This window comes from Psychrobacter sp. WY6 (genome assembly GCF_018448495.1).
Lineage (GTDB): Bacteria > Pseudomonadota > Gammaproteobacteria > Pseudomonadales > Moraxellaceae > Psychrobacter.
This window is the reverse complement of record NZ_CP049902.1, coordinates 3,166,753-3,181,697: the sequence shown is the minus strand read 5'-3', so window position 1 is coordinate 3,181,697 and position 14,945 is coordinate 3,166,753. Positions and strand designations below refer to the sequence as shown.

The 14,945-nt window shown below is 42.0% G+C and carries 14 protein-coding genes; 8 read left to right on the top strand and 6 right to left on the bottom strand.

Annotation, left to right across the window (positions count from 1 at the left end):
• Positions 1-51: 51 nt before the first annotated feature.
• The 7 genes from G7Y90_RS15950 (at position 52) to G7Y90_RS15920 (ending at position 7,182) form a co-directional block, all read left to right on the top strand.
• Positions 52-1,965 (top strand): tandem-95 repeat protein, encoded by a 1,914-nt coding sequence (locus G7Y90_RS15950; RefSeq protein ID WP_250162886.1) that lies wholly within the window; start codon positions 52-54, stop codon positions 1,963-1,965.
• A complete protein-coding gene (locus tag G7Y90_RS15945) occupies positions 1,923-2,225 on the top strand; it encodes a cadherin-like domain-containing protein (protein WP_349773445.1) in 303 nt (100 codons plus the stop codon). Before G7Y90_RS15950 ends, G7Y90_RS15945 begins: the two co-directional genes overlap by 43 nt.
• Positions 2,159-3,013, top strand: coding sequence for a cadherin-like domain-containing protein (locus G7Y90_RS15940; protein ID WP_250162885.1), 855 nt, complete (start codon positions 2,159-2,161; stop codon positions 3,011-3,013). The genes G7Y90_RS15945 and G7Y90_RS15940 overlap by 67 nt, the downstream gene beginning before the upstream one ends.
• Before the next feature lie 50 nt (positions 3,014-3,063).
• Positions 3,064-4,365 carry an Ig-like domain-containing protein gene (locus tag G7Y90_RS15935; RefSeq protein WP_250162884.1) on the top strand — a complete coding sequence of 434 codons (1,302 nt, stop codon included), beginning with the start codon at positions 3,064-3,066 and terminating at the stop codon, positions 4,363-4,365.
• Positions 4,362-5,303: a calcium-binding protein gene (locus tag G7Y90_RS15930; protein ID WP_250162883.1), complete on the top strand. Its 942-nt coding sequence runs from the start codon at positions 4,362-4,364 to the stop codon at positions 5,301-5,303. The genes G7Y90_RS15935 and G7Y90_RS15930 overlap by 4 nt, the downstream gene beginning before the upstream one ends.
• 33 nt (positions 5,304-5,336) lie before the next feature.
• Entirely contained in the window at positions 5,337-5,765 is a 429-nt protein-coding gene (locus G7Y90_RS15925; RefSeq protein WP_250162882.1) for a hypothetical protein, read from the top strand.
• A gap of 202 nt (positions 5,766-5,967) precedes the next feature.
• Complete coding sequence (locus G7Y90_RS15920) at positions 5,968-7,182, top strand: IS256 family transposase (protein WP_250162881.1); 1,215 nt, start codon at positions 5,968-5,970, stop codon at positions 7,180-7,182.
• Positions 7,183-7,568: 386 nt separating this feature from the next.
• Here G7Y90_RS15920 and G7Y90_RS15915 read toward each other — a convergent pair whose 3' ends face one another.
• From G7Y90_RS15915 to G7Y90_RS15905, 3 genes are read right to left on the bottom strand one after another with little or no spacing between them, the layout of a single operon-like run.
• On the bottom strand, positions 7,569-7,913 hold the full coding sequence (locus tag G7Y90_RS15915; protein ID WP_250162880.1) for a hypothetical protein: 345 nt from the start codon (positions 7,911-7,913) through the stop codon (positions 7,569-7,571).
• Positions 7,901-8,836, bottom strand: coding sequence for a DUF1376 domain-containing protein (locus G7Y90_RS15910; RefSeq protein ID WP_250162879.1), 936 nt, complete (start codon positions 8,834-8,836; stop codon positions 7,901-7,903). The genes G7Y90_RS15915 and G7Y90_RS15910 overlap by 13 nt, the downstream gene beginning before the upstream one ends.
• Complete coding sequence (locus G7Y90_RS15905; RefSeq protein WP_250162878.1) at positions 8,829-9,176, bottom strand: hypothetical protein; 348 nt, start codon at positions 9,174-9,176, stop codon at positions 8,829-8,831. The genes G7Y90_RS15910 and G7Y90_RS15905 overlap by 8 nt, the downstream gene beginning before the upstream one ends.
• A 144-nt stretch (positions 9,177-9,320) precedes the next feature.
• Between G7Y90_RS15905 and G7Y90_RS15900 the strand changes: the two genes are divergently transcribed.
• Positions 9,321-9,971, top strand: coding sequence for a LexA family transcriptional regulator (locus G7Y90_RS15900; RefSeq protein WP_250162877.1), 651 nt, complete (start codon positions 9,321-9,323; stop codon positions 9,969-9,971).
• A gap of 35 nt (positions 9,972-10,006) precedes the next feature.
• Here G7Y90_RS15900 and G7Y90_RS15895 read toward each other — a convergent pair whose 3' ends face one another.
• From G7Y90_RS15895 to G7Y90_RS15885, 3 genes are all read right to left on the bottom strand, one after another.
• Positions 10,007-13,354 carry a tyrosine-type recombinase/integrase gene (locus G7Y90_RS15895; RefSeq protein WP_250162876.1) on the bottom strand — a complete coding sequence of 1,116 codons (3,348 nt, stop codon included), beginning with the start codon at positions 13,352-13,354 and terminating at the stop codon, positions 10,007-10,009.
• Positions 13,341-13,910 (bottom strand): site-specific integrase, encoded by a 570-nt coding sequence (locus G7Y90_RS15890; protein ID WP_250162875.1) that lies wholly within the window; start codon positions 13,908-13,910, stop codon positions 13,341-13,343. The genes G7Y90_RS15895 and G7Y90_RS15890 overlap by 14 nt, the downstream gene beginning before the upstream one ends.
• 202 nt (positions 13,911-14,112) lie before the next feature.
• Positions 14,113-14,778, bottom strand: coding sequence for a hypothetical protein (locus tag G7Y90_RS15885; RefSeq protein ID WP_250162874.1), 666 nt, complete (start codon positions 14,776-14,778; stop codon positions 14,113-14,115).
• Positions 14,779-14,945 lie beyond the last annotated feature (167 nt).

The window sequence follows — 14,945 nt, the reverse complement described above, 5'->3', positions numbered from 1 at the left end:
GATATTCAGCTTGGTACAGTTAGCGATTCAGGTTTTGTTGAGTTTAATTATGTGAGTTCTGAAACAGGTGTAACATCACAAATAGCCTCAGAAACCTCTTATACGACGCTTGTGTCAGAAATGCTAAGTGACACTTCGTTATTTGGAGGTATAAGCAATGGTGTTTTATTGGGATCACTTGGCGCAGCTGCATTAGGAATTGCAGCTATAAGCGGTGGTTCAAGTGATAATTCACCAAAGGCTCCTGCTAACAAAGCCCCGATCTCAAAAGACACTATCATTGCGGCTACTGAAGACACCGTTGCTACCGGCAAACTAGAGGCGGCCACTGACGCGGATGGCGATGCCTTGACCTATGCCATTGCTACTGGTGCGGCTAATGGTAAGGTGGTTATCGGTAAAGACGGCAGCTATAGCTATACGCCAAACCAAGACTTTAGTGGCGAAGACACTTTCACCTATACCATTAATGACGGTCAAGGTGGCGTGATCACCCAAACCGCAACCGTTAACGTGGCTAATGTCAATGATGCACCAGTCTCAGAAGACAGCACTATTGCCGCTACAGAAGATACCGTAGCAACCGGTCAACTAGAAGTAGCCACCGACGCTGATGGTGACACCCTAACTTATACCCTTGACTCAGAAGCCACTAATGGCACAGTGATTGTTAATGCTGATGGTAGCTACACTTATACCCCAAATGCCAACTTTAATGGCGAAGACAGCTTCACTTATACCGTCACTGATGGCACGGAAACTATTACTAAAACCGCCAACATCATAGTGGCTTCCGTGAATGATGTTCCCGTCTCAAAAGACACTATCATTGCGGCTACTGAAGACACCGTTGCTACCGGCAAACTAGAGGCGGCCACTGACGCGGATGGCGATGCCTTGACCTATGCCATTGCTACTGGTGCGGCTAATGGTAAGGTGGTTATCGGTAAAGACGGCAGCTATAGCTATACGCCAAACCAAGACTTTAGTGGCGAAGACACTTTCACCTATACCATTAATGACGGTCAAGGTGGCGTGATCACCCAAACCGCAACCGTTAACGTGGCTAATGTCAATGATGCACCAGTCTCAGAAGACAGCACTATTGCCGCTACAGAAGATACCGTAGCAACCGGTCAACTAGAAGTAGCCACCGACGCTGATGGTGACACCCTAACTTATACCCTTGACTCAGAAGCCACTAATGGCACAGTCATTGTTAATGCTGATGGTAGCTACACTTATACCCCAAATGCCAACTTTAATGGCGAAGACAGCTTCACTTATACCGTCACTGATGGTACTGAAACTATTACTAAAACCGCCAACATCATAGTGGCTTCCGTGAATGATGTTCCCGTCTCAAAAGACACTATCATTGCGGCTACTGAAGACACCGTTGCTACCGGCAAACTAGAGGCGGCCACTGACGCGGATGGCGATGCCTTGACCTATGCCATTGCTACTGGTGCGGCTAATGGTAAGGTGGTTATCGGTAAAGACGGCAGCTATAGCTATACGCCAAACCAAGACTTTAGTGGCGAAGACACTTTCACCTATACCATTAATGACGGTCAAGGTGGCGTGATCACCCAAACCGCAACCGTTAACGTGGCTAATGTCAATGATGCACCAGTCTCAGAAGACAGCACTATTGCCGCTACAGAAGATACCGTAGCAACCGGTCAACTAGAAGTAGCCACCGACGCTGATGGTGACACCCTAACTTATACCCTTGACTCAGAAGCCACTAATGGCACAGTGATTGTTAATGCTGATGGTAGCTACACTTATACCCCAAATGCCAACTTTAATGGCGAAGACAGCTTCACTTATACCGTCACTGATGGCACGGAAACTATTACTAAAACCGCCAACATCATAGTGGCTTCCGTGAATGATGTTCCCGTCTCAAAGACACTATCATTGCGGCTACTGAAGACACCGTTGCTACCGGCAAACTAGAGGCGGCCACTGACGCGGATGGCGATGCCTTGACCTATGCCATTGCTACTGGTGCGGCTAATGGTAAGGTGGTTATCGGTAAAGACGGCAGCTATAGCTATACGCCAAACCAAGACTTTAGTGGCGAAGACACTTTCACCTATACCATTAATGACGGTCAAGGTGGCGTGATCACCAAACCGCAACCGTTAACGTGGCTAATGTCAATGATGCACCAGTCTCAGAAGACAGCACTATTGCCGCTACAGAAGATACCGTAGCAACCGGTCAACTAGAAGTAGCCACCGACGCTGATGGTGACACCCTAACTTATACCCTTGACTCAGAAGCCACTAATGGCACAGTGATTGTTAATGCTGATGGTAGCTACACTTATACCCCAAATGCCAACTTTAATGGCGAAGACAGCTTCACTTATACCGTCACTGATGGCACGGAAACTATTACTAAAACCGCCAACATCATAGTGGCTTCCGTGAATGATGTTCCCGTCTCAAAAGACACTATCATTGCGGCTACTGAAGACACCGTTGCTACCGGCAAACTAGAGGCGGCCACTGACGCGGATGGCGATGCCTTGACCTATGCCATTGCTACTGGTGCGGCTAATGGTAAGGTGGTTATCGGTAAAGACGGCAGCTATAGCTATACGCCAAACCAAGACTTTAGTGGCGAAGACACTTTCACCTATACCATTAATGACGGTCAAGGTGGCGTGATCACCCAAACCGCAACCGTTAACGTGGCTAATGTCAATGATGCACCAGTCTCAGAAGACAGCACTATTGCCGCTACAGAAGATACCGTAGCAACCGGTCAACTAGAAGTAGCCACCGACGCTGATGGTGACACCCTAACTTATACCCTTGACTCAGAAGCCACTAATGGCACAGTCATTGTTAATGCTGATGGTAGCTACACTTATACCCCAAATGCCAACTTTAATGGCGAAGACAGCTTCACTTATACCGTCACTGATGGTACTGAAACTATTACAACTAAGCCGCTAATGTTACAGTTAACTCATTCAGCGAAGTGTATAACCTAGAACTGCAAGAGACATTCGAAACTACTGTTGTCAGTGAAGCGCAGACTGTAGTGGACAAGCAAGCATCATCTTTTATATCAGAAACTATAACGTTTGAAATAACGGGTGACAATGCAATACCTCAGTTGGAGCTCACTAATGGCTCTAATATTATTCAAGGCAACTATCAATACATTCTTCAAGGCCCAGGAATTTCTGCATCAAGTTCTGGTAGCATATCTTCAGTTGGTTCAAATAATTATCCGATTGACCTAGGTACAGGTACACTTCCACCAGGTATATATACGTTAGATCTATATGTTAATTCATCAGGATCATCAATCAATTTTAATATTACTGAGTTTAAAGACGTTGAAAAAACTGAGTTCACGGGTTATCAAAGTGTCACAGGCAATATCTTTGCTGATGACGACGGCGCTATTAACGCACCTAATGATTATGAGCTTCAGATAGATGGACAATCGCTTATATTTCAAGCAGGTAGTTCAGCATCTAGCCCTATTGTTATAGATACAGATAATGGTCAACTTGAACTATCAGCTGATGGCTCTTATGTTTATAGCTCAAACGGTAATGAGCTTGGTTTAGACCCAGCTCAGTTGGCAGAAAAGTTCGATATCAAAGTAGTTGACTTACAAGGGAACTATGTTGGCGCTTATCGTGTCAATATTACTTCTGATACGACAATACCAGAGTCAGGTGAATTAGTATTTAACAACTTTGAAGATACGGGACTATCTCAAGACGATGGTATTACTCAAGATAACACCTTTGATATAACCATTGAGAGTAATGAAGCAGGTAGCCAAGTTGAGTATCAGTATTCAATAGATCAAGGCGTTACTTGGCAAGTGTTAGCTAATGGTACGGCTTCTGACCTAGCAGATGGTGATTATAGCTTTAGAGCAAAGGTAACAGATGAAGCCCTTAATGAGAGCTTTACAGCAGTAAAAGATATCACTATCGATACTACTGCTCCGATCTTAGGCGATATTTTAAACTTCAATACTGCTACTAATCAGTTAGAGGTTAATGCAGATATAGACCAAGATACGCTACAAGCCTTTAAATTAGAAAATGGTACTTTGGTTCCTATCGCTAATGCCACTAACATTCCGTTTGCAGAGGGTAACTATCAAATCCAAGCGTCTGATGTGGCTGGAAACAGTACAACCTTAGATTTCGTTATGTCTACTGCCTCTGAATATTTTGAGTCAACTGATGTTATAGATATCGTTAAAGGTTCTGCTGGAAACGATACTATCTACGGTGGTAATGGCGATGATATTTTAATAGCTTCAGGAGGTAAGGATACTCTATACGGAGAAGCTCAAGAAAAAATGACACTTTGATATCATCAGGAGCTGGAGATACACTTTGGGGTGGTGAAGGCAATGACACTTTAGTTGTAAAAGATTTCATATCCAGTTCTGGAAATATTTTACGAGGCGGATCGGGAAATGATACCTACACTATTAACGGTTTAGAATTAAAGGATGTTACAAATAATAGCAGTATTGGTAATGTTTATATAAGTGATGGGTCAGGATCAAATAGGCTTGATTTAGAAGGTTTAAACCTATCAGATTTAACTCTAAGTAGGGACGATCAGGATTTAATTATTCAAACTACTGGAGGAAGTGTCAAGATAATAAGCCAGTTTAATGGAAATGGTGTTGATAATATTTATTTCGATGATGGAACCGTTTTGGATAAAGCAGCTATTGAAACTTTAGCAGGTGGGAAAATAGTTGGTACGGATGGCGACGATGTATTGACATTGGATAGTGAAAACTCTGTCTTATATGGTGGTGGTGATGGTAATGATACTTTAAAAGGTGGCGTTAATAATGACTATATCTACGGTGGTAATGGCGATGATATTTTAATAGCTTCAGGAGGTAAGGATACTCTATACGGAGAAGCTGGGAATGACACTTTGATATCATCAGGAGCTGGAGATACACTTTGGGGTGGTGAAGGCAATGACACTTTAGTTGTAAAAGACTTCATATCTAGTTCTGGAAATATTTTACGAGGCGGATTGGGAAATGATACCTACACTATTAACGGTTTAGAATTAAAGGATGTTACAAATAATAGCAGTATTGGTAATGTTTATATAAGTGATGGGTCAGGATCAAATAGGCTTGATTTAGAAGGTTTAAACCTATCAGATTTAACTCTAAGTAGGGACGATCAGGATTTAATTATTCAAACTACTGGAGGAAGTGTCAAGATAATAAGCCAGTTTAATGGAAATGGTGTTGATAATATTTTATTTCGATGATGGAACCGTTTTGGATAAAGCAGCTATGAAGCAATGGTAAATGCGGGCACTAGCAATGCTCGTAGCATGATGTTATTCGATGAAGCGGAAGATTCTTCTGATGATGATAGCGGAAATGACTACTTTAGTGAGTCTATTGATCTAGGTAACGATACAGACACCTATTATGATAGTAGCGCTAATCTACCTCTTAGCTTCGATAGCAGTGTTAGTCAAATGCAAACGCTCATCGACTCGCCACAAATAGAGCTACCTAGCATTGACGATTTACTTGATGTGAATAGTAATGAATTGATTTTTGAGCAAACAGATGTGAGCAATGCTACTCCATCTTCTGATAATAATGTGACATCAGTCTCTAAAGGAGCAACTGACAATATAGGTATGACAGTGGACTTTACTATCGGACAAGTTCAAGATTTTAATGATATACAGACAGAAGCCATGTTCCATATCATGTAGTTTTGTGCGAGACCAACTGTAATATATTAGTAAAAAGCAGGCGATTATTCATCGCCTGCTTTTTTTGTTTTAAGCATAAATATTTCGGACTAATAACCAGGGGTAATCATCCCTAAGAAATTGGTAGCTAAGGTAAAAGAAAGCCAGAGTCTTTCCTAAAAAGTGTGTAACTGCTTATAATCCAATAACAGGAGAATAAGCAATGACTAACCAAACTGACATCAAGAAACTGGCTGAGCAAATAGCTGGTAGCATGAAAAGCTTTGATGACATCAAAGACTTCCAAAAACAGCTCATGCAATCCTTTATCGATACTGCCTTAGAGGCTGAGATGGAAGACCATCTCGGCTATCCCAAGCATGAAAAAGCGGATAAGCCAAACAAGCGCAATGGGCACACTAAAAAGACCGTCCGCAGTGACACAGGCGATCTTGAGATCTCCACCCCAAGAGACCGTGATGGTGACTTTGAGCCTGCACTAGTACGTAAGCATCAAACTCGCATTACTGGTCTTGATGATAAAATCATATTCCTTTACGCCAAAGGTCAAACCACCACTGAGATTGTAGAGAGTATCAAAGAGCTTTACGACGTCGATATCTCAAGCAGCTTAGTGTCAAGAGTCACTGACAACATCTTAGAGGACATCACCGCATGGCAGAACCGGCCATTGAGTAGTGTTTATCCTATTGTCTATTTGGACTGCATTGTCGTTAAGGTACGTCAAGATAAGCAGATTATCAACAAAGCAATTTACTTAGCTCTAGGTGTCGCTCTTAACGGTAAAAAAGAGCTGCTTGGCATGTGGCTATCAGAGAATGAAGGCGCTAAGTTCTGGCTAGGGGTTCTCACTGAACTACAAAACCGCGGGGTGCAAGATATCCTCATTGCCTGTGTCGATGGTTTAAAGGGTTTCCCTGATGCCATCAATACGGTCTATCCTAAAGCTCAGGTTCAGCTGTGTATCGTGCATATGGTGCGCTACTCAATGAAGTTTGTACCCTGGACGGACAAAAAGGCAGTAGCCGCTGATTTAAAGGCCATCTACGGCGCTGATACGCTTGAGATAGCAGAGGCTAACCTTGAGCACTTTGATGAGACTTGGGGCAAAGAGTACCCGCACGTGGTCAAGTCTTGGCGTAATAACTGGGAGGGCTTAACGGTGTTCTTTGGTTACCCTAAAGACATCAGAAAAGTCATATATACCACCAATGCTATTGAGTCGCTAAACAGTGTGATTCGGACAGCGGTGAATAAGCGTAAGGTGTTCCCGTCTGATCAGGCAGCATTCAAGGTAGTATATCTGGCAACCCAGCAGGCATCGAAAAAGTGGTCGATGCCAATCCGTAACTGGACGTCTGCTCTTAATCGTTTTATGATTATGTTTGATGATCGTATTAGTAAGCATTTAATCTAAATGGCAGTTACACAGAATTTGGGATGGTCTCGAAAGCCATAACAATATTGTTATTTTTTGGGTATACCCCAAGAGAACCAGCTATTTCAGCCTTCAAACCTATTAACAGACTACTTAAAACAGACTGCTATAATGGAACCACTTATAACAGACTACTAAGTCAGTTGTGTTTATTGAAGCTTATTCATATATAGCATTACATACTTTGACGCCCAAACTCTCTTAAAAATGTATCAACGGTTGCCGCCATAGGGCTATCACTAGACATAGGTATGTGTTTATGGGCAATTTGTCGTGATTGAGGTAATACAAATGTCGCGCCGTTAGTGTGTTCCTGACATACCTTTGGATATATTGCTGCCAGCAGGGATAGGTAATAGTCTGCTTTATCTTATGTCTGAAAACCCAACCCGTCTAGCCGTCTCATAAACCACAGCATGAACATACTTTCGCTGAGCCGCATCAAGATAAGCTTGGCGACTGTTTGGATAGCTTTTCCCATTGGTATCTGCTAAAGCCAGTAAGTCACGTGCTGAGCTTGGTGGCCATTCTTCAAGTATAGAGCGCTGCTTAGCTTGTTGCCACTGTTTGGCCGTTGGCTGCAAATGCATTATGACCTTTGCCCATAATATGGCTTTTTGTGTAGGGTAGTCCTCAGCTTTTGCCTTATTACCAAAGTTTAGCTGCCACTCACCAAACAGTCGCACCAGCTCTTTGGTCAGTTGCCGCATTTCCTGGGTATTATCAATAGCATAATCATCATGCCATGGCGGTCGAAGTAGATATCAACGTCTTGCTGTCCTTGTTCAACGTAGTGGGCAGCATGGTCAAATGCGTTGCTAGGTGCATTTTTTTGATTGGTTTTTGAGGCTGATTCATAATGCTCTCCTTTGCTTTTGTTGTTTTTAGATTGGTACTGACGGTCATTATTAATCCATGCGATAAGGACATCACATCGTCTGTCATCCGTTAAAATGGGATTATTTTTTAGCTCTTGCTCTGTGTAGTACGTCTTGAAACTCTTAACATGATTGGCATAAGCTTTTGAATCTAATACTGGTGCTGATGACGATGCGTTTTTAAGTAAAGTATTTGTCTGATTGAGTGTAGGTGCTGCCCAGTCTTTAATAGGATCAATATTTGAACGGTTATTATTTGACTGAGAGAGAGAAGGTTTATTGGATGAAGATGATGATGACGGGCATTGCTCAAGTATATCGTTAGTATTGCCTAAGCATGTTTTAGATGATGCTTGTGCATTGCTTGGATCATCTATAATGTTATCACTATCACTTTTTTTATTTTTGCCCCAACGAGCGTCAGAACCCTTCTTACCCCGTTCAGATTTTATCTTTCGATTGTTGGTCGCTGTTTCTTTTTTCTCATCGAGATACGAGCTGAATAATAGCTCACCATTGCTTTCAAACAGCTGAATACTCAAAAGCAATTTAATAAACGTTTTAGATTTATTGGTAGATAATCGAGTGATTGCAGCAATGACTTTGTCATCATGTGGTACCTCGCCATTCTTCCAATAATCCATCATAAGTAAATACAAAGCACCTACCTGCTCTGTACTAAAGCGCGTTGTCATGGCGAGCATGTCGCCAATATAAACGGGCAGCCAAATACCCACCTCATCTGATTTACTCATTATGTACTCCTTGATCAGTCATTGGCGTCATAAAAAAGTCATCTACGACTTCTAAGCGGTTAAAACTGTCTTTAGCAAGGTGAAATAAGATATCTATTTTTTGACTGTCATAGCAGCGCATATTGATAGGTACTACTTTTAAGTTGCACATCGCCAAAATGGCGGCAAATTGTATGAGTCTACTGTCTTTATGACTGCTATCTAACCAGCGACCGACGGTGGTGGTATCAACCCCTAAGCCTTTGGCTAGCTGACCTCGTTTATGCTTTGCAGCGCTTTGCAGTATTTGAGCCTGAATGCTGCGTGACTGTTCAAGTTGTTCTTTAGATAATGGGTGCATAAGACCTCCAATATGGTTTGACTGTAAATAGATAAAGCTAGATTAAACAACAACCATAATAACGTTATTACGTTATTTTAACAACGCTAAAACGTTATTAATTTTTACCATAATGAACCCACAAGTATCTTAAAGAGACAGTTCATGATAGACACAATAGGTGAGAGATTAAAAAAAGCACGGAAATACGCAGGGATGACGCAATTGGATCTGGCTAAAGCCATTGATGCAAAACAAGGAGCCATCTCAGATTTAGAAAACGGTAGAAACAATAGCTCAACCAAGTTGGTTGAAATGGCGATATGTACAGGTGTGAACGCGGAATGGTTATCTACGGGTAAGGGAAAGATGGTTGCTGAAAGCAAGGAATGTGCTATACCACCAAATATAAATCAGTTATGTATGTACCCTATATATCATTACGGACAAATAGAAAAAGTGTTGAAGGGAGAACAAGTTACGACTGATGAATTTGAGCCATCAGTAAAAAGAAGCGACGAAAATGCTTATTGGATTATTATAGAAGATGACAGCATGCAACCTGTATTTCAGCCAAAAAACTTGATTCTCCTCAATCCAAGTTTGACTCCCGCGCCAGGCGACTATGTGCTTGCAACCGACGATGCCGATCAAGTGATGCTACGCAAATGGCGAGACTGCGGCTTTGATGAAACGTTGGGGCAGGAATATACGCAACTGATAGCGCTCAACCCCGACTATCCAACTACTGATAGCCGGTTTACTGAGTTTAAAATACATGGGGTCGCTACAGAGCATAGAATTAAATTGAGATAATTCATTTTACTTTATAATTATAGTCAGCAAACTTTCTAAGACTCATTATTAACAATAGGCAGGGTTTCATCAGTGATGAGCATCATGTGTACAAAAAATCGTAGCAGCGGCGAGAACTGCCATTTATTCATCAGACTTCTATGATCTCGGCTAGCAATACCGATATGGATAGTATTTATTGAGTCATTAGAATGCTGCTTGATATCTAGGTAATCAGCAGATGACTTGGTTTTCACTAGAACTGCTTCGTTACTGCTCATCAGCCAATGCTTCAAAGGTAGCAGTTCTTTAGCGATACGCAAAAAACGCACTAATTCTTTTTTCTCTTTTCTTACAAATGATATAGAGGCTCTGCTATTAGACAGTTTCTGACGGCATATACCAAGGAACCAAGTCCAGTCAGGCTCTGATTTTTCTCGTAGCCGATAAGCGTTGCTTAATAGGGGTGATAGCAATCTCAGATCACTTTGGTATTGAATACTTAGCGGACTTAAAGCAGTAGTCTCTAAATCTGTTGGTTTTACAAAGCGGGGCTTACCGCGTTTGGTGGTAATGGCGGCAACCTCTCTTGCACGTTTTATTAAAACCCCTGCATCGTGCATAGAAATATTTGCCAGCTGTGCCACTTTATTTAAGGAGGTTTTTTCATCAGAGGTCTGTAATAATAGTTGTATTCGGTTTAAACCATAGCGTCCGAACAGTTCGTCAGTGGCTAATGGCTCCGGGTTTAATAAAAAATACTTAGCAGGATTTTCGACTGTAAATCGCGGTGACTTGCGTTTGCCTTCTATAATACTTTTGAATAAAAGCTTACGGATACTGGGCATACTGACCATACCGTTATCATTAATGTCGCCGTTATCATTGATCATTCTTTCGGTAAGTTTAGTAAATTTGGTAATACTAAATAGTGTTTGTTTAGGTAGTCTTATATCAGAGAGGCTTAAAGCATAAGTGGCCATAAGGGTAGCAAAGTGGTTGTAATATTCAAAGCTACGCTGCGGTGACAGATGTCCCATCATGCCGGACAAAGCGTACCAGCGATCTTGTTCATCGGTATGCTCGCCGAGTAAGCCCTGTTTGATACGTAATACATCGCTGTTATCATAATTGGTTAATGACTGAACCAGATCAGGATGACCTAATAGCACTAACGATAAGTTGCTCACCGCCGTATGCCTAAATCCGTGAAAGGTATGCGTTGCCACATTATCATCTGCCGAGATGTCTTTTAAGACTTGTTTGAGTAACTGTAGGGGGACATGATCATCGATAGGGCGCTGATCAGATGACAAGGTAAAGATAAACTTATTAGAGTTATTGCCGATATTGCTTTGTACAAAATTGATAAAAAGATTTAACTCGTCAGGCTTTAGAAGGGCAAATAGGGGAACGCGGCGAATGCTGCTTTGAGTTTTGGTTGAGCGGTAGCTATTAGGTCTGATTACCAATGAAGGTGCAGCTGCTTTTAGACCTTCGATATCGTTATACTTAAGTCCCAGCAGCTCTTTTTTGCGCATGCCAGTACGATAGACCAATATGAATAAGAGCGCGAACATTTCCCGCTCCAATATATCTACAGACCCTAATATCTGCGTAATAATGGCTCGATAAGCTTGAGGTGATATCAGCTCCGCACGTACCCGCCGACCGTTTTTGGACTGTTGAATAGTTACTGGAGGCAGGTCATACTTATCCTTAGCAAAATCATGTATACGCTGAAGCAAAGAAGCAGAATAAACAAGATCGGTGTTACCGCGTACGACTGCTTTGTATTCTAAAATATCATCGTAATGGACCTCAAACTCTTCCTCTGACCAGATATGGAGCGGCTGTGCCATTGTGAAGTATAGCCATTCATAGCCTATGGTTCTAATGTATTTCAAAACGGTTTGGTTAGCAGGTGGTTTTTCTCGGCAAAGTAAACTTAGTGCCCATTGTAATAAAATAGCCTCGCTCATGTCGGTATATTGCTCGCAGCATTTTTGCACTCTTTCAATAAGAGTAAGCGGCGTATGGCTTGGTCTTTTCTTTTTTTGCTCTTCGTCCAGTTTAAAATCTTTAGTGAGATTTATGATTAAATCAGATTTCCTCACTTTTGCTCTTTTAGAGGAACTGCTTAGTGTTTCCTTTCTAGAATTAGGGTTTGCATTGATAGATAGCGTTAAAACCTGCTCTAGATCGTAAAGGGTTTCTTTATACTTATAGTCTTGATGCAAAAAACGATCAAAATCTTTAGTCATTAGTCCGGCGGTGTTGTGTATGCCTCGCATGACTCCTACCGAGGCATTATCAATATCAGCGCCATCTAGCATCTCCCAATAATAACTGGCGTAATATAAAAATCGTGATAAAGGTGGTGGTTTAATATTTAAAGGCTCGGTCACCTCCGATAGAGTGCTTGTCAGGTATTGCCCAATCTTATCTTTAGAAAGATTGGCAAGCGTATGTTTTATCTCTTCTTGACTGCTCTTTTGATGGTAACGCATCAGCCAGCATTGACTGACCACATCCACAACGATTTGTTTGGTGTTATAAAGCTCGTCACTACTCTCTTCACGCTCATTACCATAGCGCTTTTGGATGAAGCGCGGCGAGACCACTATTCTTTCATTGATAAACGGCTGATATTCCTTGTTAAGTAAAGAGGCAAGCCACCCTTGAAGCATCTGCACTTCATTGATACCACCGTATACAATACCTGAGAATACCAGCCAACCTAAGATCTGCTCTTGGCTGTAATCGGTTGTTTGGCTCCAGTGATTCTGCACTGCATGTATAATTTTGACCAGCGACTTACCATTTTTGACCCAAGCTGCATTTATAATCAGTGGATTAACTTTTGTGGGCTGCGGCGCGATGATCTTAGGATAACTGTACTCAGCAAGCATATAATGTTGGTTTTGATAATCTATAAACTGACTAACTGTTTGCCATGCTTGTTTTAGTGTCTTGGTTGACTTATAGGCTTGAGCAATCTCATCCTGAACGATAGTTTGAAACTTATCGAACCCTTCGTTAGATAAAGGTCGTAGTTGCTCATTAAAGCCACGTTGAAACTGACCTATCACTTGGCTCTGTGGCAACCATAATTCATCAGCATAACTAGTAGGGCTCTGTAAAGCCAAAAAGGTGCGATCACTTGACCAAAGCACTTGTCGGTAATGTTTATTAAAAGACTTTATAAATCTGATATTGCCAAGATAGACTTTTTGCAAGGAATCCCACTTGGTCTGTAAATCGGCAAGTAGCTGTATCTCACGTTTCCTTATCGGGTCACTGTCTTTGAGTATGGACGGGTAAGGCACGTAGCGCTTTTTTCTACCATCAAACTTAGCTAAGTCATCAGTAATTCTTGGTAAACGTAACTTATCTATTAGCATGGTCTACCTCTGCGGGGCTTATGCCTACATGATTTGAATTAGGGTAGTGGTTGATTTTTAAGTCGGTTAGCCCTAGCTGTTCAGCGATCTGCTCAAACGCGGATGCTACACGCTTAATATCTGCTTTACTACTCGATGAGCAGCGCCCCAACACTTCTTGACGAGCTTTTTCATGACCAATAACCGTGTTAATTAGCGATAAGGAAACGCCAAGCTTTTCAAGTTGAGTACGGACAAAGTGGCGTGTCCAATAAGGGTTAGCATCAATGATGTGTTTGGTCATATGATAAGCATCACCGCGCTTAATATCCTTGAGAATAGGGGCGTTAAAAGTAGGAGCACGTTCAGACAATAGTTTCAATAAAGCCTCATCGTTACCTAAGCGAATATCGTCAATGGTGGCGCTGATGACATGATTTGACTGATGCTTAGCCTGATAATCAATCAAGTAATCTCTATAAACTGCTAAATGTTTTACAAGGGTAGGGCATAGCGGGATTAGACGATCACTTTTGACTTTTTTAACTGGCTTGTCGTTGATGACCAGCCAACCCATCTCGAGATCGATATTGTACGTTTTACCAAGGCCATTATTTGGTCGCACTCCAGTTAGAAGACAGAATACAAACCAGACAAAAATACTGGTTCGATTGAAGTGATCCTCTTCATTTATACTTTGGTCTGCCCAGACTCTCATCTCCTTCATGATGGCGTGAACGCTCTCAAGTTTGAGCGCAAACCCTGAGCCTACGGTATATTTATGCCAAGGAGTGATAAGTTAAGTCAAAACTACTTAAGCTGCTAAATACGCTTAGCGCTGATTTATAGTGAGCAATGATCATCTCACTGGTGTGGCTGCTGTAGTACATCGCTGGAGCATGTGGCGCTGGCGTGCGGCAAATGATATCGGCAATGTGCGCATGACAATCAGGCGTATAACGAGAGAGCACGACATGTAGTGCGGTCTCTACACGATTGACGGACAGATAGGGCAGTCCAAGATGGTTACGTAGGTTGGCAAGATATGAGGTAAAATCTTCCTTTACAGGCAACTCGCAAGCAAGCAGATTATCTATTAGCCACGATGGCAGTGGGATTTTGATAGTATCGGAATGATTTTCATAATCCTCCTTTGTTAACGTTTGGCTATCAGACCGCTTAGTAATACCAAGGCTGTGTTTGATGTAAACTCTTTTATCATTAAGGCTGAAAATACCAGGATGACCAATATAGCCGGGTATCAGTAAGGACTTAACTGGCAGTCCGGTAATCATAGATAACAGTAAAATACCCGAACAAGTTTTATGAGTCTCTGATTCCGGTAATGTGCTTGCATCTTGGTTTAGCGCAGCAAATAGTGCTTGGTAGCCGGCAAGGGAGAGTAATCGCGTGTTGGAGTTGAGCGCAAGATCGCGCTGAGACATATAGTTTTGCTGTAGCGATAAGTCGATAGTTTGTAGCGGTATGGACTTTTTGATGAATGGGTCTGGATATTCACCATAGCTAAAGTAGGGCGCCTCAAAGTGGTCAATGCGCTCTTCAAAGCTGGTAGTTAACCCTTCATAGGTTTCGGTATTAGCCTCTAAAAATG